Genomic DNA, 23,219 nt, shown 5'->3' on the forward strand with positions numbered 1-23,219 from the left:
TCTGATTTGCGCCATTGTCGGCCTTGATCATAAGTCCGTCCACCGCCGTGGGAGCGCCGTCCTCGGCGCGACGGGCGCCCGGTCGCGGCGGGGACGCCGCTCCCACAGGACGAGCGCTTGGTCGGAGTTACGATCAAGACCCCATTGTCGTCACAGCACTATCTCCGCTTCGCTCTTGACGCCGGACATTTCACGAGTAAACGAAGTGGGTAAATAACGCTTGCCCGCAGGCGGCCTGGCGCGATACCGACAAGCGACGGCGGTGCTCGTAAGGCGGTCCAGCCGTCGGGCGGCTTACACGTATAGCGTGCAATGAGCATATTCTTAACACGGCGCGTGCGCTGCACAATGCCGTACGTCGGGCAAGAGGCTTCCGGCTAGCGTGTCCTCACGGGTGCACGGGGCGGAGAGAAGGGCTGGATGAGAGGTTTCTGGTCAAGGGATGCGCGGCGCGCCTGTCTTGCCGCGCAAGACCCCCGCCAGCGTCAAGGCAGGACGAATCGGGCGCTGCTACCGCCGCGGCCGGCGTTGACCTCCAAGCGCACGTCGATGCGCTCTTTGAGCTCGGGGACGTGGGAAATGACGCCGACGAGGCGGCCGCCGCGTTGCAGGTCGATGAGGGTGTCCACCGCGAGCTCCAGGGCCTCGGGGTCGAGGCTGCCGAAGCCTTCGTCGATGAAGATGGCGTCCATGCGCAGCCCGCCGGCGTAAGCCTGGACGGTTTCGGCGAGGCCGAGGGCGAGGCTGAGCGCGGCCTGGAAGCCTTCGCCGCCGGAGAGGGTGGCGACGGGGCGGGTCTTGCCGGTGTAGCCGTCTTCGACGATGAGGTCGAGGCCGCCGAGGCTGCGCAGGTCGCCGGTCTCGGTGCTGCGCAGCAGCCGGTAGCGGCCGCGGCTCATGGCCAGCAGGCGCTGGCTCGCGGCGCGGAGCACGTCGTCGAGCAGGGCGCCGAGGACGAAGTTCTGGAAGGACAGCCGGTAGCGGTTGTTGCTGTTGGCGACGTCGGCGATGCGGCCGGCGATGGCGTAGCGGGCGTGCTGCTCGTCGAGGGCCTTGGCGAGCTTGGCCAACTCGCGGGCCAGCCCGGTCAGCCGTTCCGATTCGGCCGAGGTGGCGCCGCGCGTCTGCTCGGTCTGCTCGCGCTCGGCGGTGGCCTGCTCGGCTGCCGTGGCGAGTGTTGGGAGGTCCGGTGGCGTCAGGTCCTTGGCCGCGGCTTCGGCATTGGCCAGGGTGGTGCGGGCGGCGGCGATGGCCTCGCGATGGGCGTCGATGCGCTGTTGCAGGGCGGCCTGTGCCGCCGGATCGCGGCGGGCGGCGCTGAAGGCGTCGTCGGCGGGGAAACCGGCCTCGTTGCGGCGCGCCTGCCATTGCGCCTCGATGCGCTCGAGGTCGGCGCCGGATGCCTGGTGCTGCTGCGCCAGGGCCTTGTGCCGGGTCTCGGCGGTGGCGCGCGTCTGGGCGCTTTGCTGAGCGGCGTTGCGGGCCTGCTCCAGGGCGAGCTCGGCGCGTTGCAGCTCGCGGCGGTGCTCGGCGAGCGCCGCGGCGAGTGCGGTGGGGTCGCGCCACTGCTCGGGGATCTCGGCGCTGCGCTCGTCGAGGCTGCGCCGGGCGGCGGCCAGGGCCTCGCCAGCCCGTTGCTGGTTGCGGCGGGCGGCGTCGAGGGCCTGCTCGGTGTCGGTGATGCGGCGCTCCAGCTCGGCGCGTTGGGCGTCGAGCCGGGCGATCTCGTCGGCGGCGTCCTGCGCCTGGGACAGCTCCAGCCGCAGGCGGTCGAGCGTGGCATCCAGGTCGGCCGTCGTGCGCTCGGCCCAGGTGCCCAGCGTGTCACGCAGGCCGCTGGTCTCGGCGTCCACGGTCGCGAGCCGTTGCCGCAGCGTGCCGAGCGCGGCGCGGAATTGCTCCAGGCCGGCCTCGGCCTTGGTGACCCGCGCCTTGGCGGCGTCGATCTGGGCGTCGTCCGGGGCCTGCTCGTCGCCGGCGGCGGGGGCCGGGTGCTCGGTGCCGCCGCAGACGGGGCAGGGGACGCCGGGCTCAAGCCCCGCCGCCAGCGCCTGCGCCCGGCCGTCGCGCCAGCGGCGTAGCAGCAGCTCGTGGCGGTCGCGGGCGTCGTCGAGCGCCTGTATGGCGGTGGTTTCGGCCTGCTCGGCGGCGGCGAGGTCGGCGGCGAGCCGGGTGCGGTCGGACGCGATGGCGTCGAGCCGGCGCCGTCGTGCCGCCTGCTGGTCGAGGTCTTTGAGCTGGCTCTCCAGCAGCTCGCGGCGCGATGCCGGCTGGGCGAGCCGTTCGCGGCGCGCCTGGGTGTCGCGCAGGCCGGTATGTGCCTGGTCGGCGTCTCGCTCCGCTTGGCGGTGCTTCTGCTCGGCGTCGTTGGCCGCCTGCTGCCGCTGTGTGAGCGCGTCGCGGGCTTCGGCGAGGCCGGCGACCCGGCCCTGCAGGGCATCAAGCCGGTGGATGTCTTCGGCCAGGCGGTTGCGCTCGGGCTCGCGGGCCTCCTCGCGGGCGAGTGCCGCCGCGGCGGTCTCGGCTTCGGTGCGCGCCTGTTCGGCTGCGGCGGCCGCGGCTTCGACACCGCGCGCAAGCCTGGCTTGCTCCTCGCGCTCGCCGGTGAGGCGGGCGTGCAGGTCCTTGAGGCCGTCGGCGCGGCGGGCGGCCTCCAGCTCCGCGGCCTGGGTGTCGATGGCGGGCTGTTCCTGCTCCAGGGTTTGCAGCGCCGCGGCTGCGCGGGCCGCGGCGTCGAGGCGCTGCTGCGCGGTGCGGCCCACCTCCAGCGCGGCGCGGGCTTGCTGCTCGGCGGCCTTGCGGGTCTGGACTTGCGTGTCGAGCTGGGTCAGCTCCGCCTCGAGCTGGCCGATGCGGGCGTCAAGCTCGGCCTCGTCGGCGCGGCCGCTGCTGCCGAGCAGGGTGTCGCGGCGAATGCCGAGGCGCTCGGCGGCCTTGCGGATCTGCTCGGCGTGGGCCTTGAGCGCCTGCTGGATGCGGCCGTAGTGGCCGGTGCTGAACAGGGTCTGGAGGATCTGCTGGCGCTCGCGGGCACCGGCGGTGAGGAGATCGCGGAAGCGGCCCTGCGGCAGCAGAATGACTTGGCGGAACTGCTCGTCGCTGAAGCCGATGAGGGTCTCGACCTGCTCGGTGACCTTAGACCAGCCGCTGGCGAGCACGCGGCCCTCGGCGGCGTCATCGACGCTGTCGGTGCGCTCCCACAGCGTGGCGTCCGGCGGCTCGGTAGTGGTCCCTTCGCCGCGCAGCTTGGCGCGCTCTTGTTTGGGAACCCGATGGATGCGGTAGCGGCGCGCGCCGATGGCGAAGTCGAAGAAGACCTCAGTGAGGGTGCGCGGGTCCGCCTGCTGGCTGCGGAGCTGCTCGGCGCTGCGCTCGTCGCCGGAGGAGGCGCCGTAGAGGGCGAAGGCGATGGCGTCCAGCAGCGTGGTCTTGCCGGCGCCGGTGGCGCCCGAGATCAGGAACAGGCGGTTGTCGCCGAGCTGGCCGAAGTCGAGGGTCTGGCGTTCGACGAAGGGGCCGAACGCCTGGAGACTGAGGGTGAGCGGTCGCATGCTAGGCGGTCAGGTCCGGTCGGGGGCCGTTGGCTGCGGCGCTGGCGTCACGCCCGCCTCGCGCTCTTGGCGGCGGAGGTCGCCGAGCACGTCGTGCAGCACCGCCTGCTGGTCTGGCACCAGCGGGCTGCCGGTGACTTGGTTGAAGAAGTCCGCGAACAGGGCCTCGTCGCCACGGGCGAGCTGCTCGCGGCTCGGCCCGCGGCCGTCGCCGGCCTGCTCCAGCGTCGGGCGCTCCAGGTGCAGTGCATTGGGATAGACCGCCCGCAGCCGCCCCATGGGGTCGAGCAGGGCGCCGGTGTCCAGCAGGCGCACCAGCAGGTAGTCGTCCGCGGACTCACCGGGTGGCGGTCCTTGCAGCAGCTCGGCCAGATGACCCTCGATGATGCGCAGGTCTCGCCGCGGCGTCAGTGCGATCCGCTCGAGGTGCCGCTGGCCGGCGTCGAGCTCCACCAGGGTCACGGACTTGGCGTGCGTCGCCTCCGAGAAGCTGTACTTGAGCAGCGAGCCCGAATAGTGCGCCTGCTCGCCCGCCGCCTGCGGCCGATGCAGGTGCCCGAGGGCGGCGTAGTCGAAGCCGGCGAAATGCTCGGCGGACACCTGCCCGGCGCCGCCGACGCTCAAGGGGCGCTCCGACTCGCTCACGTACCCGCCGGTGACGAAGCAGTGGCCGATGGCGATGTTGGGGAGGTCGCGGCGCAACGGGCCGAGGCCGGCCACCAGCGCGCCGATGGCGGCGTCGTGGCTGGTCAGCTCGGGGTTGGCCAGGTGCTCCCGGACCACCGCGGGCTCGGCGTAGGGCAGGGGATGGAAGCGGGCGGCGCCGTCGCGGCCGGCGATCTCGATGGGGCGGATGTCGCCGTTTAGGGGGCCGCGCACGAAGCAGCGGCGCTCCTCCATCAGCGCGGCGCCGAAGCCGAGCCGTTCGGCGCTGTCGTGGTTGCCGGCGATGATGACGACGGCCAGCTCCAGGTCCAGCGCGATGTGGCGCAGGGTCTCGTCGAGCAGGCGCACGGCGTCCGCCGGCGGCACGGCGCGGTCGTACACGTCGCCGGCGATCACCAGCGCATCGGCACGGGTGTCGCGGGCGAGTGCGACGAGCTGCTCCAGCGCGTGCGCCTGGTCGTCCAGCAGCGAGACGTTGAAGAAAACGCGGCCTAAGTGCCAGTCGGCGGTGTGCAGGAGGCGGAAAGGCATTCCGTGCAGTGATCGGTTGGGCTCGGGTTGGGCGCTGGCGCGTTATGATAACCCGATGGGCGGGCTCGCTGCTGCGGCTCACGCGGCCTTGCCGTCGGAGCGCCGTCGTGGGAGCGCCGTCCCCGGCGCGATGCGGGCGGTTGAGGCGGCGATCGCGGCGGGGACGCCGCTCCCACAGGCCAGCGAGCACCGTGGGAGCGCTGTCCCCGGCGCGATGCGGGCGTGCGGGATTTGAGGCGGCTCAGACGGCGTCGTCCGCGTCCTGGCGCAGGCGGACGGTCTCGGGCTGGCCGAGGAACTTGGGGCCGCGGTTGATGACGATGTCCAGCACCGCGACCAGTCGGGCCAGTACCTCGCGGGCGCGCACTTTCATGATGCCGGAGTCTTGTGGGTCCTCGGCAGCGAGGCCGACCGCGTCGATGCCGAAGTGGCGGGCCAGGAAGATCGCCCGCTCGGCGTGGAAGCGCTGGCTGACGATGATCAGGTGCTCTTGGCCGAACACCTCCTTGGCGCGGACGACGGAGTCCAGGGTGCGGAAGCCGGCGTAGTCGAGCGTGATGAACTCCGCCGGCACGCCCGCGGCGATGAGGTCCTTGCGCATGGCGATGGGCTCGTTGTACCAGCGGGTGGCGTTGTCACCGCTCACCAGGATGCCCTTGACCTTGCCGCTCTGAAAGAGTTTGGCCGCCGCCTCGATGCGGGCGTTATAGAAGCGGTTCGGCCCTCCGGCGATGGTCCTGCGGGAGGTGCCGAGCAGCAGCGCGACGGGCTTCGGCTGCACCTCCTCGACAGCGTCCGCCACCGCGCCGGCGGTGCTCACCGACACCATGCCGTCGATGGCCGCAAGGCCAAGCACGACCAGCACCACGAAGCCCGCCAGCAATGGCAAGGCAAGCCGCAGGCGGCGGCGTCCGGGCTTCACGGCCGCGCTGGGCTCGGGCTCGGGCGCCGGCGCTATGTCAGTACCTCCGCCCGGGGTCGAGCCGAGGGCTGCGCTGGGGTGCTCTTCGGGTACGGATCTCAAGAGGTTGTCGCGACTGTCGTACGGGTTGCGCACGCGTGGTGTCCAGGAAATGCCGGCACATGTCCGTCAGTCGCCTGATTGTAGTCACAAATCGACGTGCCAACGCCAGCGCCGGGCGCGGCGCGATGTACCGGGCGCGACATGGGCCGACGAGCGCGGTGGTCACGGTTGCGCGCCGTTCTGTTAGCCTCACCTGACACCAAAATCCCAGACGCCTCAATCGACCCGCCGCGACAGCCGTCCATGTCCGATATCCAAGCCATTACCTACCGCGTCACCCCGGCCCGGCCGGAAGCCCATCTGTTCGCCGTGGAACTCATCGTTCCGGCGCCCGGAGTCGAGCCGGTGAGGCTCTCGATGCCGGCCTGGATTCCGGGCAGCTATATGATCCGGGACTTTGCCCGCAACATCGTCAGCATTGCCGCCGACGACGCCGCCGGGGCGGTGCCGATGGAGAAGCTGGACAAGCAGACCTGGCAGCTCGTGCCCACGCGCGGCGCGCTGAGCGTCCGTTACGAGGTCTACGCCTGGGAGCTGACGGTGCGTGGCGCGCACCTGGACCGCACCCATGGCTACTTCAACGGCCCGAGCCTGTTCCTGCGGGTGCACGGCCGCGATGCCGAGCCCTGCCGCGTAGAACTGGCGCCGCCGGATGACCCGGCGTCCACCGGCTGGCGCGTGGCGACGAGCCTGGCCCGCGCCGACATCTCCGAGGGCGGCGCTGAACGTTGGGGCTTCGGCAGCTATCGCGCGGACGACTACGACGACCTCATCGACCACCCGGTGGAAATGGGCCGCTTCGACATCGTCGAGTTCCAGGTGGGTGAGGTGCCGCATTGGATGGTGCTGAGCGGTCGGCAACGCGCCGATCTGGCTCGGCTGGCGGAGGATCTTGCGCCAATCTGCACCGAGCATGCCGCAATGTTCGGCGAGCTGCCGGCGGACCGCTACCTGTTCCTGACCCAGGTGGTGGGCGACGGCTACGGCGGGCTGGAGCACAGGTTCTCGTCCAGCCTGCTCTGCAGCCGCGGCGACCTGCCGGCCCCGCCGGGCTCGAATCGCGGCGAGGGCGCCGCTCCCACGGCGCGTGCCGACACCGAGCCGACAGCCGATGATGCCTATGCCGAGGGCGACTACCGGAAGTTTCTGGGGCTGTGCAGCCACGAGTACTTCCATCTCTGGAACGTCAAGCGCATTCGTCCCGCGGCGCTGATCGACGGCGGGTTGGAGCGCGAGGTCCACACCCGGCTGCTGTGGGCGTTCGAGGGCATTACGTCCTATTACGACGACCTCGCCCTGGTGCGCAGCGGGCGCATCGACGCCAAGGGCTACCTGGAGGTACTCGCCGAGACCATCACCAAGGTGCTGCGCAATCCGGGCCGGTGCAAACAGACCGTTGCCCAGTCCAGCTTCGATGCCTGGACCAAGTTCTACAAGCAGGACGAGAACGCCCCCAACGCCATCGTCAGCTATTACGGCAAGGGCGCCATGACGGCGCTGGCGCTGGACCTCACCATTCGCCGCGACACCGGCGGGGAGCGCTCGCTGGACGACGTCATGCGCGCGCTCTGGGAGCGGCACGGGCGCACCGGTATCGGCGTTCCGGAGCGGGGGATCGAGGCCCTGACGGCGGCGGTGACCGGGCTCGACCTGGACGGCTTCTTCGCGCACGCGCTCGACACCACCGATGACCTGGACCTGTCGGGGCTGCTGGCCAGCGTCGGCGTGGCAATGCGCCTGCGGCCGGCGCGCAAGGCCAAGGACCTCGGCAACGTCGTGGCCGAATTCAAGCCGGTGGCGCTGGTCAGCGACGTCGGCGTCCGGCTCACGCCAGGCGCGGACGCCAAGCTCGCCGTGGTGCTGGACGACCGGCCAGCTCAGCACGCCGGGCTCGCCGCCGGAGACGTGCTGGTGGCCATCGACGGCCTGCGGGTGGATGGTGGCAGTGCCGGCAAGCGGCTGCGGTCGCTGCCCATCGGCGAGACGGTGCGGGTGCACGCCTTCCGCCGCGACGAGCTGATGGAATTCGAGCTGGCCCCGGCACCGGCGCCAGCGGACGTCTGCGAGCTCCGGCTGGACGACGAGGCCCCGGCGGAGGCGCTGGCGCGGCGGCAGGCCTGGCTCGCCAGCGTCGCCTGAGCGTGCCCGTGGGCGAGGGCGGGCAACCGGCGCCGCCGGGCGCACAGGACGGGAGCGCCGAGGCGCGCCGCCAGTTCGTACTGCGCCTACTGGCTGATGGCGAGCTGCACTCCGGCGCCGAGCTGGCGGCTCACCTGGGCGTCACCCGCGCCGCCGTCTGGAAGATCCTCCGGGCCGCGGTGGATGAGCTGGGGCTGGAGCTGAGTTCGATCCGTGGCAAGGGTTACATGCTGGCGGCGCCGCTGGAGCTACTCGACCCGGTGCGCATCGAGGCCGGCCTCTCCGATCTCAGCTGTGGCCTGCTGGGCGGCCTGGAGGTGCTGGACAGCGTCTCCTCCACCAACACTCGGCTCATGCGACGCGCCCGCGACGGGGCGCCGTCCGGCCTGGTCTGCCTCGCCGAGCGGCAACTCGCCGGGCGCGGCCGCTCCGGGCGGCGCTGGGTGTCGCCCTTCGGCAGCAACATCTATCTGTCCGTGCTCTGGCGCTACCCGCTGGCGCCGGCGGAGCTGGGGGGCTTGAGCATCGCCTGTGGCGTCGCCGCCGCCCGGGCGCTCAAGGCCGCGGGCGTCGCGGACATCGGCCTCAAGTGGCCCAACGACCTGCACTGGCGCCGGCGCAAGCTCGGTGGCCTGCTGCTGGAGGTGGCCGGCGAGTCCCAGGGGCCGAGCCACGTCGTGGTGGGAATCGGCGTCAATTCGCGCCTCAGTCCCGGCCAGGCCGCCGGCATCGACCAGCCCTGGACCGATCTCGCCAGCGCGCTCAGTGACGCACCCGATGACGGCCGCGGTGACGTCAGGCCGGGGCGCAACGCCGTCGCGGCGCTGCTCATCGACGCCCTGTTCCCGGCGCTGATCGAGTTCGGCAACGCGGGCCTGGACCCCTTCCTCCCGGACTGGCGCGCCTTCGATACCTACCTCGGCGAGCCGGTGGCGCTCATCATGGGTGAGCGCCGCATCACCGGCACCTGCGCCGGCGTCGGCGCCGACGGCGCGCTGCTGCTGGACACGGGCGAAGGCCGCCGCGCCTTTCACGCGGGCGAGGTGAGCCTCAGGCCCATCGCGACGGAGATGGGGCAAGTATCGGCCGCAACGCCGAAATCGAGCGGATCGTAGGTCGGGTTAGCGATAGCGTAATTCGACCTACACCGAATACTTGTGGGAGCAGCACTCTTGTGGGAGCGGCACTCTCGGTGCCGCGACCGGCGGCAACGCAGCCCACCGAGCCCCGAGTCACCGCCAAGCGGCAGGCAGTCGCCCAGCCATAATCGCGCCACGAGAAGCAGTGGCGCTCCCACGCCGGCGCGCCCAGAGCAGCCGTTGCCGGAGCAGCGTTTGTAGGAGCGGCACGCTTGGTGCCGCGACCGGCGGCGTCGGGCTTCGTGTATCGGCCCGACCTATCACGGCTGACGCTCAGGGCTTGGAGGGCTCTTCGATCTTCTGAACGCTCTCGGGCTCCGTGTTCATCATGCTCGGATTGATCACGCTCGGGTCCTGGCTCGGCAGTGGGTCCAACTGTTCGGGGACCGAGGGCTCGGGGGCGGCATCGATCATGCTGTCCACCGCCTCGACGTTGCGCTTCGGCAGCTCTTCGACGTTCGCGTTCCTGGTGGCGTCGATCTGCTGGGCGGCGATGTCGTCCGGCGGCTCTGCCGTGCCGCCGCCACACTTAGTGGCGAAGCAGCGGTTCAGTTGATCGACGACACAGCCGGTGGCGGGAATGTTGGCGTCAGGCGCGGGATATTCCTGCAGCAGCAGATTCATGAAGGCGTCGTTGGAGATGTCGCCCTGGTAGAGCCGTGAGGTGAGCTGACGGAAAGACGTGTTGCTCTTGATCAGGGTGGAGATCGGCTGCCCGCCGATGACCTCGCTGCCGCAGTTGTGCTGCACCAGGGACATGAATCCGGCCTCGGTGGGGCCGCGGAACGGGTTCTTGAGGCCAGAGCCGCCGGACGCGCAGCCGCCCAGCAGGAAGGGCACGAGCAATAACGCGACGGGGGTGATGGCCGCCGGGGCGGCGCGCCGGTGCCGGCGGACGGTGGCGGTGCGGGCAGTGTTGCGCATGGACATTTCGGCTGATCTCTCCCTGCTGTGTCAGGTCGGGGCGGACGCGAGCGCGGGCCGCGGTCCGGTTGTGCTCAGGGGCTCGTGCTACTGGGCGCGCATCATCATCGGCTTGTGGCCGCTGCTCTGCAGCTTGGCACGGAGCGCGTTTGCGTCGGCCTTGGCGTAGGGGCCGGTGCGCACGCGGTGGTAGGTCTGGCCGCTGTCGATGGTAACCGTCTGGATCGATGACTGGATGCCGAGCAGCGCGAGCTGCGCCTTGAGCTCCTCGGCGTCCGAATTGCGGCGGAACGAGCCCACCTGAAGGATGTAGCTGTTGGGGCCGGATGTCGGGCTCGGCTGAGGCGTCGGCGTGGGGGCGGGCGCCGGCTGGATCGTTGCGGTCTGGATGGGCGGCGCCTCCTGTCCCGGCGGCGGCAGCGGCACGGGCTCGGGCTCGCGCTCGGCGGGCACCGTCACTTCTTCGTTCGGCAGCAGGTCGTAGAAGTCGAACTTGGGCTTCGGACGCGGCTGCTCCGCCTGTTGCGGCTCCGGCTGCTTGGCGCTCGCGAGCTGCGGGCCGCCGGGCTGGTCGTTCAGCATCCAGGCGACGGCGACGCCGAAGGCGCCGATGAGCCCGCCCGCCAGGAACCAGAAGGCGCAGGTGCCGCGCGGCTCGTTCTTGCGCCGGCGCGGGGGTGGTGAGCCCTTGCGGTAGTCACGGGTCATGCGGCTGTCCCCTCACATTCGCTCCGGCGCGGAGACTCCAAGCAGATTCAGGCCATTGCGCAGCACCTGCCGCACCGCCAGGATGAGCTGGACGCGGGCATCGCGCAGCGCGGCGTCGTCGACCAGGAACTGATGCGCGTTGTAATAGGTATGGAAGTCATTGGCCAGCTCGCGCAGGTAGTGCGTGAGCTGGTGGGGCTCCTCGCTCAGCGCCGCGGCCTCGACCAGCTCCGGCCAGCGCGCCATGGTCTTGAGCAGCGCAAGCTCGTGCGGTTCGGTGAGCAGGGCCAGCTTGTCGTTGGAGGGATTTGGCGTCAGCTCCAGCGCGATGCCGCGCTCCGCCGCCTGCTGCAGCACGCTGGCCACGCGCGCGTGGGCATACTGCACGTAGTAGACCGGGTTGTCGGCGGATTGGCTCTTGGCGAGGTCGAGGTCGAAGTCCATGTGCTGCTCGCAGCGGCGCATGACATAGAAGAAGCGTGCGGCGTCCCGGCCCACCTCTTTGCGCAGCTCGCGCAGGGTCACGAACTCGCCGGAGCGGGTGGACATCTGCACCTTCTCGCCGCCGCGGTAGAGCACGGCGAATTGCACCAGCAGCACGTCGAGCCGCCGTGGGTCGTCACCGAGGGCCGACAGCGCCGCCTTAACCCGCGGCACATAGCCGTGGTGGTCGGCGCCCCAGACGTCGATGACGCGGGTGAAGCCGCGCTCCAGCTTGTCCATGTGGTAGGCGATGTCGGACGCGAAATAGGTCATCTGGCCGTTTTCGCGCACGACAACCCGGTCCTTCTCGTCGCCGAAGGCCGTCGAGCGGAACCAGAGCGCGCCCGCCTGCTCGTAGACATGCCCCGCCTCGCGCAACCGCTCCACGGCGCGGTTGACGGCACCCGATTCCACCAGGGAGCGCTCCGAGTACCACTCCTGGTAGCTGATGCCGAACTGCGCCAGGTCGTCGCGGATGTCGTCGAGGATCGTGTTCAGGCCCAGCTCGAAGACGAAGCGGTAGCGGTTGTCGCCGAGCAGCCGCTTGGCGCTGACGATGAGGGCGTCGATGTGCGCCTCCTTGTCGCCGCCGTCGCCGGGCGTGACCTCGTCCGGCGGCAGGCCCTCGCGTAGCTGAACCGCGTCTACACGGTAGGCGTCGCCGTGATCGCGGTGCAGGGTCGCGGCGATGTCCCAGACGTAGTCACCCTTGTAGCCGTTGGACGGGAACTCCAGCGCCTCGCCGCACAGCTCCAGGTAGCGCAGCCACACCGAGGTGCCGAGGATGTCCATCTGCCGGCCAGCGTCATTGACGTAATACTCGCGGTGGACGTCGAAGCCGACGTAGGCGAGCAGGTCCGCCACCGCGGCGCCATAGGCGGCGCCGCGGCCGTGGCCCACGTGCAGCGGACCCGTCGGGTTGGCGGAGACGAACTCCACCTGCACGCGCTTGCCGGCGCCGAGGTCGGAGCGGCCGTAATTCGGGCCTTGCTCCAAGATGAGCGGTATCAAGGCGTGGTAGGCCGTCGCGGCCAAGTGAAAATTGATGAAACCGGGCCCGGCCACCTCCACGCGAGCGATATGCGGGCCAACTTCCGAGAAATCGCCGCGCTGACGGATCGACTCGATCGTGTCGGCGATTCGGAGTGCCAGATCGCGCGGCTTCATGCCGGCGGTTTTGGCGAGCACCAGCGCGATATTGCTCGCGAAGTCGCCGTGGCGGGGATCTCTCGTCTCCTCGATTACGACCGCTACGGGGTCATGGCTGATGTGCAGCTCATACAGTGCCCCACCGACGAGATTTTTAAGCTCAGACTTCATCAGTTGCTCAATACTTGCGAATTTTCTGCTGGGGCTCTAAGTGAGCGGCTACGACGGCTGCCAGACTCGCGTGATTCCGTAATCGTCGAACGCGGCATCGCCGGAGATCAGCATAAGCTCCTCGTGACGGGCCTGTGCGGCGAGCGGGCGATCGAAAGGATCGCGATGATGCAGGGGCAGCGATTCGACCAAAGCAGCGTGCTCGAGTCCGATCTTGATCAGCCGGAAGTCATTGGCCGGCAGGTGGTCGGCGAAATAGTCATGTACTGTTGTAATGCTCAAACGCCTCGGGCGTCGTGTCTAATTCCGGTGCCATCCGGAGGAGCCTTCCCTCGCCATCGCCCGGTCGTCTCGGGCGTGCGCCGCACGTTGCTCCAACCGGGACCAGCCGGGCTAGGGGGCCGCTGCCATCCCCGATGAGGATGTCTTCACCCGCGGGCGCACGGCGAGCGAGCTCCGGGAGCCGTGTTTCGGCTTCGCCCATGCTGTAGTGGCTCATGTGCTATCGGGTAACTCGCGGTTGACGCTGGGTGGGTCAGGTCTTAAGGCGCCGTAGTATAGAGCAGGCTAGGCGACGCAGCCGAGTGCGTCTTGCTGGCGATTGGCCGCACTGACCTCGTCGCGGGGCGCCTTGTGCGGTTGCCACTTACAAATTCTCCTGCGGGTCCACGTCGATGCTCCAGCGCAGCTCGCGCGGCCGGCGCAGGGCGCGCAGCGCCGGCAGCAGGCGCGCCAGCACGCCTTGCAGCAGCGCGCGGGTCGGTGCCTGGAGCAAGAGCTGGGCGCGGATGCGGCCGGCACGGCGTTCCATCTGGGCGGGCGCCGGGCCCCAGAATTCCACTTCCGGTGGGGCCAATGGGCGCGCCGTCTCTAGTACCTGGGCGAGGAACTCCAGTGCCGCCTGCTCGCGCGGGCTGTCCGCGCGCAGCATGGCCTGGTGGCTGAAGGGCGGCAGGCCGGCCTCGCGGCGCTCGGCGAGCGCGGCGGTGGCGAAGGCGCCGTAGCCTTCGCCTAGCAGCAGCTCCAGCATCGGATGCTGGGGGTGGCGGGTCTGGAGCAGCACGGTGCCCGGCCTTTCGGCGCGGCCGGCGCGGCCCGCTACCTGCACCAGGAGCTGCGCCATGCGCTCGGTGGCGCGGAAGTCGCTGCCATAGAGGCCGTGGTCTAAGTCCAGGATGCCCACCAGCGTGACGCCGGGGAGGTGGTGGCCCTTGGCGAGCATCTGGGTTCCGAGCAGGATGCGCTGCTCGCCGCGTTGGGCCGCTGCCAGCAGGCGCTCCAGCTCGCCGCGCTTGCGGGTGCTGTCGCGGTCGATGCGCGCGAGCGGCAGGCCCGGGAAGCGCTGGCGCAGGGTGTCCTCGACGCGCTCGGTGCCCTGGCCGAGCGGGCGCAGGTCCGGGGACGTACAGTAGGGGCATTGCACCGGCTGGGCGTGCTCCAGGCCGCAGTGGTGGCAGAGCAGCAGGGCGCGGCCGCGGTGCAGGGTCATGCGTGCGTCGCAGCGCGGGCACTCGCTGGTCCAGCCGCAGTCGTGGCAGGTCAGCACCGGCGAGAAGCCGCGCCGGTTCAGGAATAACAGCACCTGGTTGCCGGCGTCGATCTCGCGGTCCATGCGCGTCAGCAGGGCATGGCTCAGACCAGTTTCCAAGGGCTGGGCGCGGATGTCCGCCACCAGGATTTTGGGGTCCACCGCTGTGCCCGCGCGTTGCGGCAGGCGCAGGTGTCGGTAGCGGCCGCCGCGGGCGTTGTGCAGCGTCTCCAGCGACGGTGTCGCCGAGCCCAGCAGCACCGGGCAGTCCGCCTGCTGCGCGCGGCGCACGGCGAGGTCCCGTGCCGAGTAGCGGAAGCCCTCCTGCTGCTTCAGCGACATGTCGTGCTCCTCGTCGACGATGACGAGCCCGAGGTTCCGCAGCGGCGTGAACACCGCCGAGCGCGTGCCGAGCAAGAGCCTTGCCTCGCCGGTGGCGGCGGCACGCCAGCCGCGCTCGCGCTCCGTTTCCGACAGTGCCGAGTGCAGCACCGCGATGGGCGCCGTCACGCGCCGTGCAAAGCGCTCGTGCAACTGTGGCGTCAGGCCGATCTCCGGCACCAGCACCAGCACCTGCCGGCCAGCGGCCAGCGCGCGGTCGATGAGCCTGAGATAGACCTCGGTCTTGCCACTGCCGGTGACGCCGTCCAGCAGGAAGCACCCGAAGCCCTGGCAGCGCTCGACGGCGGCGGTGGCGGCGGCCTGGTGCGCGTTCAGCGTCGGGGCGCTCGCTTGGATCGCGAGCGGTGTGGGCGGTGGCTCGGCCGGCGCCGCGATGCGGCAACGGGTGATCAGCCCGCGGCCTGCCAAGGCGCGCAGCGGGGCGATGCAGTCACCGAGTCGTGCGCGCAGCGTCGCGTCGTCGAGTCCCGCCGGTGCCTTGGCGAGCAACGCCAGAACCTCGCGCTGGCGCGGTGCCCGGCGCAGTTCGGCCGCCGCCGTCTCGGGCTCGCCGCACACCCGCCAGCCGCTGGGGCGGTCGTCGAGCGATGGCCGCGGCCGGCGCAGGCGCAAGGGCAGGGCGCCGAACAGGGCCTCGCCGGGATTGCCGCGGTAATACTCGGCGGCCCAGAGCAGGAAGCGCAGGTCGCCTGCCGCCAGCAGGGGCTCCCGATCGAGCACCGACAGCACGGGCTTGATGCGCTCCGCCGGCAGTGTCGTCGGCACATCCGCGGCCACCACCATGCCCACCCGCCGCGCCCGGCCGAGGGGCACCAGCACGCGCATGCCGGGCAGCACACGGGTGCCGTCGGCGGGCTTGAGGTAGTCCAGCAACTCGCTGAGCGGGGCGGCAACGGCCACGCGGAGGACGGCTTTGGCGCGGCTCGAGGCGGGCATGTTTGATGTTCAGGCGGAGTCGGACAGGGCGCGCTTGCTTGACACAGCGCAAATCAACAGCAATTTGACCGCACGGGGCTTTTCAACATCAGTTGTGGATAAGTCCGTGGATAACGCGTTGGGACAGCCCGCCAGGCGGCGCCATTGTTACCGTTGCGTAAGATTGTCCAAGAATTGGTCAACGGCAAAGAACCCTTATAAATCAACGATCTGCAATATTTTTAGCAAATGCTGATAAAGTTGTGGCTAATCAGGCACTAACAGGTCGCTCAAGCCTGGGCGCTTGTGCAAAACCGGGCGCGACCCTGGCGGGCGGGCTTCGGCGCCGTGGTGGGGGCATCGTGGTTTTCCCGTAATCTGGCAGTCATTTTGCACGGGCGTTGCAACGGACAGCCGGGTATGTATTATGCTCGGCAACTCCTGACCGGTGTCGAGTCATGGTGTCACTCAGCCAACAGGTTTTGCGCACCGACCTGGCGGGCATGCCGCTGGAGTGGGTCGACTACAAGGCCGCGGCACGGCTGTATTTCCTCGGCCAGGTCGCTTACGCCTGTGGCAATCCACTCATCCTGCTGCGCGGCGGCATCAACGCCCGCACGCGCGAGCAAAGCTGCCTGCTGATCCACAGCATCATTGCCACGCACGGCACGCACCACGCGCTGAGCAAGCTGCGTGACGACTACGTGCCGCCTTTGTCCAACCGGACGCTGTTCCAGCGTGACGATCATCTCTGCATGTACTGCGGCGGCCGCTTCTCGGCGCGACACCTGTCGCGCGACCACGTGCGGCCCATCAGCCTGGGCGGCGAAGACATCTGGACCAACGTCGTCACGGCCTGCGTGCGCTGCAACAATTACAAGGCCGGCCGCACGCCGGAGGCCGCGGGCATGGAGCTGTTGGCGGTGCCCTTCACGCCGACCCACGCGGAATACATCTATCTGATGGGCCGCAACGTACTGGTGGATCAGATGGAGTTCCTGCGGGCGCACTTTCCGCGCACGTCGCCGTTGTTGCGGCGCCTGCCGAGGGTCTAGATTGCTTGACGGCGCCAAATGCTTGCAGTTGAGTCAAGTTTGTCGTCGTTGTCGTTGTCGTAATCGACTATCCGACCACGACCACGACCACGACCACGACGCCGATCGCTGTTTCGCTTGCGAGAGCGATGAGCATGCCTCGTCGGTCTGAGGCGAAGCCTCGCTGGCGAAAGGTCCGGCACACCTGCGATTTGTCGCCCCCCAGGGGCGCGACTGCCGGGCGCGCCCTTCTGTTACAGCTGCTACGGACACCTGCACCTTGACCAACTGGGCCGACATTGCCGAGCAGATCGCGGCGGCCAGCGGCCAGCCGTTCGCTCCACGGCAGCCGCGGCACGTCGGCGGTGGCTGCATCAACAGTGCGGCGGTGCTCGAGGACGGCGCAACGCGCTGGTTCGTCAAACTCAACGATGCATCCCGGCTCGACATGTTCGAGGCCGAGCGCGACGGGCTCGATGCCATGGCGGCCACCGCCAGCATCCGCGTGCCGCGCCCGCTGTGCTGCGGGCTCGCGGATGGGCAGGCATTCATCGCCATGGAGTACGTGCCGCTGGGCGGCAGTGGTGGGAGCACCGCGGCACGTGCCGGCGAGCAGTTGGCGACCATGCACCGCAGCACCGCGCCGGCGCACGGCTGGCACCGCGACAACACCATCGGCGCGACGCCGCAGCCCAACGCGCAGGACGCCGACTGGGTGCGGTTCTGGTGCGTGCAACGGCTCGGTTTTCAGCTCGACCTGGCGGCGCGCAACGGCTACGGCGGGCGGCTGCAGCAGCGCGGGGCGCAGTTGCGCGAGCGCGTCGGTGCACTGCTTGACCACGCGCCGGCGCCTTCCCTGCTGCACGGGGACCTATGGGGCGGGAACTTCGGCGGCGATGCCGCTGGCAATCCGGTGATCTTCGACCCCGCCTGCTATTACGGCGACCGCGAGGCGGACCTCGCCATGACCGAGCTGTTCGGCGGCTTCGGCAGCGGCTTCTATGCCGCCTATAACGCCACCTGGCCGTTGGACCCAGGTTATCAGACCCGCAAGACCCTCTACAACCTCTACCACATCCTGAACCACCTCAACCTGTTCGGCGGCGGCTACGGCGGTCAGGCCGAGCGCATGATCGATCGGTTGCTGTCCGAGATTCGGTAGTTGCCCGCCGGCGCCGAGTACCGTCCAGGTTACCGTTGTGTTAAAAGGCGGTCATCCCTTGGTCGCCTCCCGTCGGGTCAGCCGTTGCAAAGCCCCGATCGCTTCTCACGCATGCCCCGCGAGCTCCTGATCCTGCGTCACGCCAAGTCGGATTGGGACACCAATGCCGCGTCCGATTTCGAGCGGCCTCTGGCCAAGCGCGGCAGGAAGGACGCGCCGCGGGTGGGTGAATGGCTGTACCGCGAGGGCCTGATCCCGCGGGTCATCGTCAGCTCCCCGGCACAGCGCGCGCGCGAGACGACGCTCAAGGTCTGCAAGTGCCTCGACCTGCCCAGGAAAGACATCGTCTGGGACGAGGCCGTCTACGACGCCGACCTGTCCACCCTGCTCGCGGTGCTGGCGCGCATGCCTTCGGACGCGGAACTGGTGCTGCTGGTGGGGCACAACCCGGGGCTCGAAGAGCTGCTGCGCCACCTCGCCGGCAGCGACGTGGAAGAGCCGACGGACGGCAAGTTGCTGCCCACGGCAACGGTTGCCCGGTTGGAAATGCCGAACGACTGGTCGGAGCTTGCCGGAGGATGTGCGGGCCTGGTGGCGCTCGTGCGACCGAAGCAACTCAAATAGGCCGTGCCGCCGCGTGACGGCAACGGCCTCGCGCCACTCGTGCCATGCGTCCGGGTGGCGCCGGTACATCGCCAGCATGCGAATTTCGGAACCGGCGTTCGCTGCGCTAGACTGCGCGGCGGCCGGAGGCCCGTTGACGAAATCCATGGCACGCCGGGGCCGCGTGCGCCCTGCCGCGCCGGACGGCGTGCGGCTTGTTGGTCTGAACGATCCGATCCATCCCATCATGTACCGAACAGTGGTCTTCTCCTGTTGCCTCGCTGTCGCGGTGGTGGCCGCGGCGCAGGAGCCGGCAGCACCGACCATCGCCGTGGGCGATGTCACTTCCAACTCCGCGCTGATCTGGGCGCAGGCGGAGGGCCCGGGGCAGGTGGTGGTGGAAGTGCAGCCCGGTGGCACCGGCGCGGTACAGCGCTTCCAGCGCAGCCTCGATGCAGGCACGGACTTCACCGCCAAGATCCCGGTGGATGGCCTGAGCCCCGGCCGCCGCCAGCGTTGGCGGGCGGTGCTGCTCAACGCCGAGGGTGCGCCGGGCGCCACCGCGAGCGGCAGCTTCCGCACGACACCACCGTCCGCCGCCGACGCGCCGGTGCGGCTGCTGTGGGGCGGCGACCTCGCCGGGCAGAACGTCTGCCGGGACGCCGCGCTGGGCTTCGAGGTCTTGCAGGCCATGAATGCCCGGGCGCCGGAGCTGTTTGTCGGCATGGGCGACATGATCTACGCCGACGGGCTCTGCGAGGCCCTCGGCCACTACGGCAACGCCCAGGTGCCGGGGGCATTTGGGCCCGCCGCGGACATGGCCGGCTACCGCGCCCACTGGCGCTACGCCCGCGCCGACGCCGGCCTCCGGCAACTGCTCGCCAACAGCGTCTACCTGCCGACCTGGGACGACCACGAGGTGGTCAACGACTTCGGCCCCCTCGGCGATACCCCTGGCGAGCCGCCTTATGCGTCCGGCGTCCACCTGCTGCCCATCGGCCTTGCGGCAATGCTGGAGCAGAACCCGGTCGCCGAGCACCCCGAGCGCCCGGGACGGCTGTATCGCGCGGTGCGCTGGGGCAAGCACCTGGAGCTGTTGTTGTTGGACACGCGCCAGTACCGGGACGCAAACGGCGCACCGGACCGTCCGGAACGGCCGAAGACAATGCTCGGGCGCGAGCAGCTCACCTGGCTCAAGGACAAGCTCAAGTCTTCGGATGCCACCTGGGTGGTCATCGCCTCCAGCGTGCCCCTGGCCATCCCCACCGGCTGGCCGCCCGAGGGCGGGCGCGACGGTTGGGCGAATTTCGACCAGCCTTCCGGCTTCGAGCAGGAGCTGCGCGAGATTTTCCGCTATGCCGCGGAGATTGGCCGCAAGGACCTGATCTTCATCAGTGCCGACGTGCACTTCGCCGCGGCCTTCAGCTATCGGCCGTATGCCGGGCAGCCGAGCTTCGTGGTCCATGAGCTGGTGACCGGGCCACTCAGTGCCGGGATCGGCGCCATCGACGACTATGACCGCGACCTGGGCGCGGAGCGTCTCTTCATGCATGCCCCGCCGACGGCCGACGCGGTGCACGTCTACGCCGATGCACGACGTTATTTCGGCTTCGGCGAGCTGGACATCGACGCCGCGGGTACCCTCAGCGCCACGCTGCGTGATGTGGACGGCAAGGCGCTCTATGAGCTCCGGCTGACGCCAGAGGCGGCGATGCGGCTCGCGCGGTGGCAATGAGCCCGCGTCCGCATGGCGAGCGCTTGCGCGGGCCTTGAATGACCTTTGGGAGCCGATTTCGATCCCGATTTCGATTTTGATCTTGAGGTCAGGGTCAGCATGGCGCTGGCCTCGCATCACCGCTGACAGGAGCAGTTCAGATCATGACATCCATTCGGTCTCTTGCCTTGCCCGCCGCGCTATTGGCCTGCCTGCTGGCCACGCCGTTGCTCGCAACACGGACGGTCTTTGCCGCCGACGCCGCCGGCATCGGCGTTGAAGATGCCTACGCCCGCGCGGTTCCGCCCGGGCAACCCAACAGTGCCGTGTTCATGGTGCTCACCAACACCGGCGATGCCGACCGGGCGCTGGTGGCGGCCGAGAGTGCTGCCGCCGAGACCGTGGAACTGCACACCCACACCATGGCGGATGGCATGATGCAGATGCGCCGCATCGAGCGCATCGAGCTACCGGTGGGCGAGCGGGTGGTGCTCCAGCCGGGCGGTCTGCACGTGATGTTGATCGGCCTCACCGAGCAGCTCGAGCCCGGCATGGAAGTGCCGCTGACGCTGTTGTTCGACGACGGCAGCCGCATCGCGCTGAACGCGCCGGTGCGCCGTATCGAGCCGGTCATGGGCGGTGCGATGCACGGTGCCGGCGCGGCGGGCCACATGGGCCACTGAACGCTGTGACGTGTTGGACACGGTAGCGCACGGCCGCTGCGCCTTCAGCTTGGCAGCGCTCTACGACGCGGCCTCGAACGACGTGGTGCCGAGCGGCGTCGCCGAGTTATCCAAGCTCCAGGCTGAGGGTTTCACGTACATCACCTCTTGTGGACGCGGGGAGCGCGCAGCCGGAAGTGGGCCAGCTCGCCGCCGCAGGGCTGCGCTTCCCCTGTCGCCAACACCCGGCCGGCCGCATCGCCCGAGCCACAGCTTGAGCCCGGCACCGGCCTCGATCTCGATGTCCGCCGCCGCGGGACCCGTGTGCCGCAGCGCGACGCAGCACTCGCTGTCCCGGGCAGCGAGCGAGCCGGGTCCCCGGGTATCGAAGTCGCAGGCCCCCGTTGGGAACAGATGCATTCAGCACAGCGCCGCGGACGGTTTGACGGCCGCTTGACCGGTCTGCTGCGGCGGCGCGCTGGCCGGACCCGATGCGCGGGCGCGGACAACGGCCACCAGCGCAGAGGATGCGGGTGGCGCCCGGTCAGGCTCGCGTCCAGCCACGGTCATCCCGCGGCAATCGGCCGAAATCGTCGATGACCCGCACCGCGCAGGGCGGTCCGTCGGACCAGCGCCAGAGGACGAGGTTGAGGCGCGGGACGGCATCTGGTGCCGGGTTTGGGGCCGCTGCGAAGCTCGGCACCAAGGCGCCCTGGCAGCCTGCCGCGATCAGGGCGTCGGCGAGCCGCCAGCTTGACGGCTCGTGGCCGCGGCTCGCGAGGTCTTCCCAGGGGCAGGCGAGGTCGGCGGGATCGATGCCGGTGCCGGCGAGCGCCCCGGCGTCGGTGAGGTCGGCGACGCGCTCGCAGCGTACCTGGTACGCCACCAGAGTCATGGGCTGGGCCTTGAACGGGAAGCCCTGTTGCGCCTCCAGCCAGGCGGTGGTGATGTCGAGCGCGGTGTAGAGCGCGGGCAGGCCCTTGCGGTTGAAGCGCCCACCGTGCCTCGCGGCACCTTCGCCGGACGTGGGCTGGTAGGCCCAGCGCGGGTTGTGGGCGCGGTAGACGAGGCCGTCGAAGGTCGGTCTGAGGCAGCGCCTCACTAGGCGTAGCCGCCATCGGCGATGCGCGACAGGTAGTCTTTGACCGCCTGGGCGCGTCCTTCCTTGAGCAGGTCCTCCGCGGTCTTGTCGCCGAACGACGGCAGCGGCTGGGAGCGGAACCACGCAAACGCGCGGGCGGTGGAGCCGGCCCAGGGTACGGCGCGGTTGATGATGTCGATGGTGTCGCGCAGGCGCTGCTGGGTCTTCGGCGACGCGGCCCGGGCGCGCTTGCTGACGGCGTCTCGCGACAGCCCGGTGGCCAGGGCCAGCTCACCCTTGGTGACGTGCAGGAGCTCGGCGAGCCGGTCGGTCTCGACGACACCGGCGTCCGACAGCAGGTCGGTAAGGTCTTCGGCGGTTGCGGCCATGTTTGCCTCACAATTTATGCTCAGATTGGTTCAAAGTATGAGGCAACGACGGCGGCTTGCAACTTGCCGAATGCCCCGTCCACTGGCTGCTCCAAGGCTCTGGGAGCCGGACAAGCATTCGGTTTAGGTCCGCTCGTTTTCGGAGTTGCGAGCAATACCTTCACGATCTCTTTGGGGCTGGACAAGTATTCGGTGCAGCAGCTCTTGTGGGAGCGGCACGCTTGGTGCCGCGACCCGCGGCAAGGCAGCACACCACGCCCTGAGTCACTGCCAGGCGGCAGGCAGCCTCCCCGCCGTCGTCGCACCACAAAAGGCAGTGGCGCTCCCACGCCGGCGCGACCAGAGCAGCCGTTATGGGCGTAGGGGCGGCGGCTGCACCGATTGTCGTGACCGGAAGCATTTGCGGACGACGGCATTGGCACTCTCGCCCCGAGAGTGCTTGAATTCCGCGTGGCGCCGCCGCAGTTGCGCAATAACCCTAGGAAATCTCGGAAATCACCCTCCGGAGGCCCGAATCCATGCGAATGGACAAGCTCACCAGCAAGTTCCAGATGGCCCTGGCCGATGCGCAATCCCTTGCGCTGGGCCGCGACAACCAGTTCATCGAGCCCGTGCACCTGATGGTGGCGCTGCTGGACCAGGACGGCGGCACCGTGCGCCACCTGCTGGCCCAGGCGGATGTCAACGTCAACCGGCTGCGCTCCAGCCTGGGCGAGGCGCTGGAGCGTCTGCCCAAGGTGTCCGGCACGGGCGGCGACGTGAGCGTGTCGAACGCGCTCGGCAAACTGCTGAATCTCACCGACAAGCTGGCGCAGGCGCGAAACGACGCGTACATCTCATCCGAGCTGTTCGTGCTGGCGGCGCTGGAGGACAAAGGCGAGCTCGGCAACCTGCTGCGCCAGGCCGGCGCCAGCAAGGGCGCCGTCGAGAAGGCCATCGAGAACATGCGCGGCGGCGAGTCCGTACAGGACCAGAACGCCGAGGAGCAGCGCCAGGCGCTGGAGAAGTACACCATCGACATGACCGAGCGCGCCGAGCAGGGCAAGCTCGACCCGGTCATCGGCCGCGACGACGAGATCCGCCGCACCATCCAGGTGCTCGCGCGGCGCACCAAGAACAACCCGGTGCTGATCGGCGAGCCCGGCGTCGGCAAGACCGCCATCGTCGAGGGCCTGGCGCAGCGCATCGTCAACGGCGAGGTGCCGGAGGGGCTGAAATCCAAGCGCTTGCTGAGCCTGGACATG

18 protein-coding genes are annotated in these 23,219 nt (G+C 69.7%); 8 read left to right on the forward strand and 10 right to left on the reverse strand.

Annotation, left to right across the window (positions count from 1 at the left end):
* Positions 1 to 485: 485 nt before the first annotated feature.
* The 3 genes from LJE69_RS05885 to LJE69_RS05895 all read right to left on the reverse strand — a co-directional run bounded on the left by LJE69_RS05885 (position 486) and on the right by LJE69_RS05895 (position 5,670).
* Positions 486 to 3,551, reverse strand: coding sequence for an SMC family ATPase (locus tag LJE69_RS05885; protein ID WP_296922548.1), 3,066 nt, complete (start codon positions 3,549 to 3,551; stop codon positions 486 to 488).
* A 9-nt stretch (positions 3,552 to 3,560) separates the two neighbouring features.
* Positions 3,561 to 4,748: an exonuclease SbcCD subunit D gene (locus LJE69_RS05890; protein WP_296922550.1), complete on the reverse strand. Its 1,188-nt coding sequence runs from the start codon at positions 4,746 to 4,748 to the stop codon at positions 3,561 to 3,563.
* A gap of 241 nt (positions 4,749 to 4,989) precedes the next feature.
* A complete protein-coding gene (locus LJE69_RS05895) occupies positions 4,990 to 5,670 on the reverse strand; it encodes an ElyC/SanA/YdcF family protein (protein ID WP_296922553.1) in 681 nt (226 codons plus the stop codon).
* A 345-nt stretch (positions 5,671 to 6,015) separates the two neighbouring features.
* On the opposite strand from LJE69_RS05895, the gene LJE69_RS05900 reads away from it, so the two are divergent.
* Together LJE69_RS05900 and LJE69_RS05905 are read left to right on the forward strand one after the other, a co-directional pair.
* Positions 6,016 to 7,911 (forward strand): M61 family metallopeptidase, encoded by a 1,896-nt coding sequence (locus LJE69_RS05900; protein WP_296922556.1) that lies wholly within the window; start codon positions 6,016 to 6,018, stop codon positions 7,909 to 7,911.
* A 2-nt stretch (positions 7,912 to 7,913) separates the two neighbouring features.
* A complete protein-coding gene (locus tag LJE69_RS05905; protein ID WP_367114634.1) occupies positions 7,914 to 9,026 on the forward strand; it encodes a biotin--[acetyl-CoA-carboxylase] ligase in 1,113 nt (370 codons plus the stop codon).
* A gap of 297 nt (positions 9,027 to 9,323) precedes the next feature.
* Here the strand turns inward: LJE69_RS05905 and LJE69_RS05910 are convergent, their stop codons facing one another.
* The 5 genes from LJE69_RS05910 to LJE69_RS05930 all read right to left on the reverse strand — a co-directional run bounded on the left by LJE69_RS05910 (position 9,324) and on the right by LJE69_RS05930 (position 15,351).
* Positions 9,324 to 9,974 (reverse strand): hypothetical protein, encoded by a 651-nt coding sequence (locus LJE69_RS05910; RefSeq protein WP_296922559.1) that lies wholly within the window; start codon positions 9,972 to 9,974, stop codon positions 9,324 to 9,326.
* A gap of 87 nt (positions 9,975 to 10,061) precedes the next feature.
* Positions 10,062 to 10,682: an SPOR domain-containing protein gene (locus tag LJE69_RS05915; protein WP_296922562.1), complete on the reverse strand. Its 621-nt coding sequence runs from the start codon at positions 10,680 to 10,682 to the stop codon at positions 10,062 to 10,064.
* A gap of 12 nt (positions 10,683 to 10,694) precedes the next feature.
* The gene (gene argS / locus LJE69_RS05920) at positions 10,695 to 12,485 is read right to left on the reverse strand and encodes an arginine--tRNA ligase (protein WP_296922564.1); all 1,791 of its coding nucleotides are present in this window, start codon (positions 12,483 to 12,485) and stop codon (positions 10,695 to 10,697) included.
* A 48-nt stretch (positions 12,486 to 12,533) separates the two neighbouring features.
* A complete protein-coding gene (locus LJE69_RS05925; protein ID WP_296922567.1) occupies positions 12,534 to 12,767 on the reverse strand; it encodes a type II toxin-antitoxin system VapC family toxin in 234 nt (77 codons plus the stop codon).
* 364 nt (positions 12,768 to 13,131) lie between these two features.
* Positions 13,132 to 15,351, reverse strand: a complete 2,220-nt coding sequence (locus LJE69_RS05930) for a primosomal protein N' (RefSeq protein WP_296922570.1) — start codon at positions 15,349 to 15,351, stop codon at positions 13,132 to 13,134.
* A 437-nt stretch (positions 15,352 to 15,788) separates the two neighbouring features.
* On the opposite strand from LJE69_RS05930, the gene LJE69_RS05935 reads away from it, so the two are divergent.
* The 5 genes from LJE69_RS05935 (at position 15,789) to LJE69_RS05955 (ending at position 20,526) form a co-directional block, all read left to right on the forward strand.
* Positions 15,789 to 16,385 (forward strand): HNH endonuclease, encoded by a 597-nt coding sequence (locus LJE69_RS05935; RefSeq protein WP_296922573.1) that lies wholly within the window; start codon positions 15,789 to 15,791, stop codon positions 16,383 to 16,385.
* A 259-nt stretch (positions 16,386 to 16,644) separates the two neighbouring features.
* Positions 16,645 to 17,526: a fructosamine kinase family protein gene (locus LJE69_RS05940; protein ID WP_296922575.1), complete on the forward strand. Its 882-nt coding sequence runs from the start codon at positions 16,645 to 16,647 to the stop codon at positions 17,524 to 17,526.
* 111 nt (positions 17,527 to 17,637) lie between these two features.
* Positions 17,638 to 18,150: a histidine phosphatase family protein gene (locus LJE69_RS05945; RefSeq protein ID WP_296922603.1), complete on the forward strand. Its 513-nt coding sequence runs from the start codon at positions 17,638 to 17,640 to the stop codon at positions 18,148 to 18,150.
* Positions 18,151 to 18,376: 226 nt separating this feature from the next.
* Positions 18,377 to 19,864, forward strand: a complete 1,488-nt coding sequence (locus tag LJE69_RS05950; protein WP_296922606.1) for an alkaline phosphatase D family protein — start codon at positions 18,377 to 18,379, stop codon at positions 19,862 to 19,864.
* 143 nt (positions 19,865 to 20,007) lie between these two features.
* A complete protein-coding gene (locus LJE69_RS05955; RefSeq protein ID WP_367114635.1) occupies positions 20,008 to 20,526 on the forward strand; it encodes a copper chaperone PCu(A)C in 519 nt (172 codons plus the stop codon).
* 523 nt (positions 20,527 to 21,049) lie between these two features.
* Here LJE69_RS05955 and LJE69_RS05960 read toward each other — a convergent pair.
* Together LJE69_RS05960 and LJE69_RS05965 are read right to left on the reverse strand one after the other, a co-directional pair.
* Positions 21,050 to 21,607: an RES domain-containing protein gene (locus LJE69_RS05960; protein ID WP_296922608.1), complete on the reverse strand. Its 558-nt coding sequence runs from the start codon at positions 21,605 to 21,607 to the stop codon at positions 21,050 to 21,052.
* Positions 21,607 to 21,975 carry an antitoxin Xre/MbcA/ParS toxin-binding domain-containing protein gene (locus LJE69_RS05965; protein WP_296922611.1) on the reverse strand — a complete coding sequence of 123 codons (369 nt, stop codon included), beginning with the start codon at positions 21,973 to 21,975 and terminating at the stop codon, positions 21,607 to 21,609. The genes LJE69_RS05960 and LJE69_RS05965 overlap by 1 nt, the downstream gene beginning before the upstream one ends.
* Before the next feature lie 518 nt (positions 21,976 to 22,493).
* On the opposite strand from LJE69_RS05965, the gene LJE69_RS05970 reads away from it, so the two are divergent.
* Positions 22,494 to 23,219 (forward strand): Clp protease N-terminal domain-containing protein (locus LJE69_RS05970; RefSeq protein ID WP_296922613.1); only part of this gene is annotated, 726 nt, incomplete at its 3' end.

The sequence above is a fragment of the Thiohalocapsa sp. genome (genome assembly GCF_022340605.1).
In the GTDB taxonomy this organism is placed as follows: Bacteria; Pseudomonadota; Gammaproteobacteria; order Chromatiales; family Chromatiaceae; genus Thiohalocapsa.

Coding starts and splice junctions, on each gene's coding strand:
- LJE69_RS05885 (WP_296922548.1), bottom strand. CDS start 3,551: ATGCGACCGCTCACCCTCAGTCTCCAGGCGTTCGGCCCCTTCGTCGAA.
- LJE69_RS05890 (WP_296922550.1), bottom strand. CDS start 4,748: ATGCCTTTCCGCCTCCTGCACACCGCCGACTGGCACTTAGGCCGCGTT.
- LJE69_RS05900 (WP_296922556.1), top strand. CDS start 6,016: ATGTCCGATATCCAAGCCATTACCTACCGCGTCACCCCGGCCCGGCCG.
- LJE69_RS05910 (WP_296922559.1), bottom strand. CDS start 9,974: ATGCGCAACACTGCCCGCACCGCCACCGTCCGCCGGCACCGGCGCGCC.
- LJE69_RS05915 (WP_296922562.1), bottom strand. CDS start 10,682: ATGACCCGTGACTACCGCAAGGGCTCACCACCCCCGCGCCGGCGCAAG.
- argS (WP_296922564.1), bottom strand. CDS start 12,485: ATGAAGTCTGAGCTTAAAAATCTCGTCGGTGGGGCACTGTATGAGCTG.
- LJE69_RS05930 (WP_296922570.1), bottom strand. CDS start 15,351: ATGCCCGCCTCGAGCCGCGCCAAAGCCGTCCTCCGCGTGGCCGTTGCC.
- LJE69_RS05935 (WP_296922573.1), top strand. CDS start 15,789: ATGGTGTCACTCAGCCAACAGGTTTTGCGCACCGACCTGGCGGGCATG.
- LJE69_RS05945 (WP_296922603.1), top strand. CDS start 17,638: ATGCCCCGCGAGCTCCTGATCCTGCGTCACGCCAAGTCGGATTGGGAC.
- LJE69_RS05950 (WP_296922606.1), top strand. CDS start 18,377: ATGTACCGAACAGTGGTCTTCTCCTGTTGCCTCGCTGTCGCGGTGGTG.
- LJE69_RS05955 (WP_367114635.1), top strand. CDS start 20,008: ATGACATCCATTCGGTCTCTTGCCTTGCCCGCCGCGCTATTGGCCTGC.
- LJE69_RS05965 (WP_296922611.1), bottom strand. CDS start 21,975: ATGGCCGCAACCGCCGAAGACCTTACCGACCTGCTGTCGGACGCCGGT.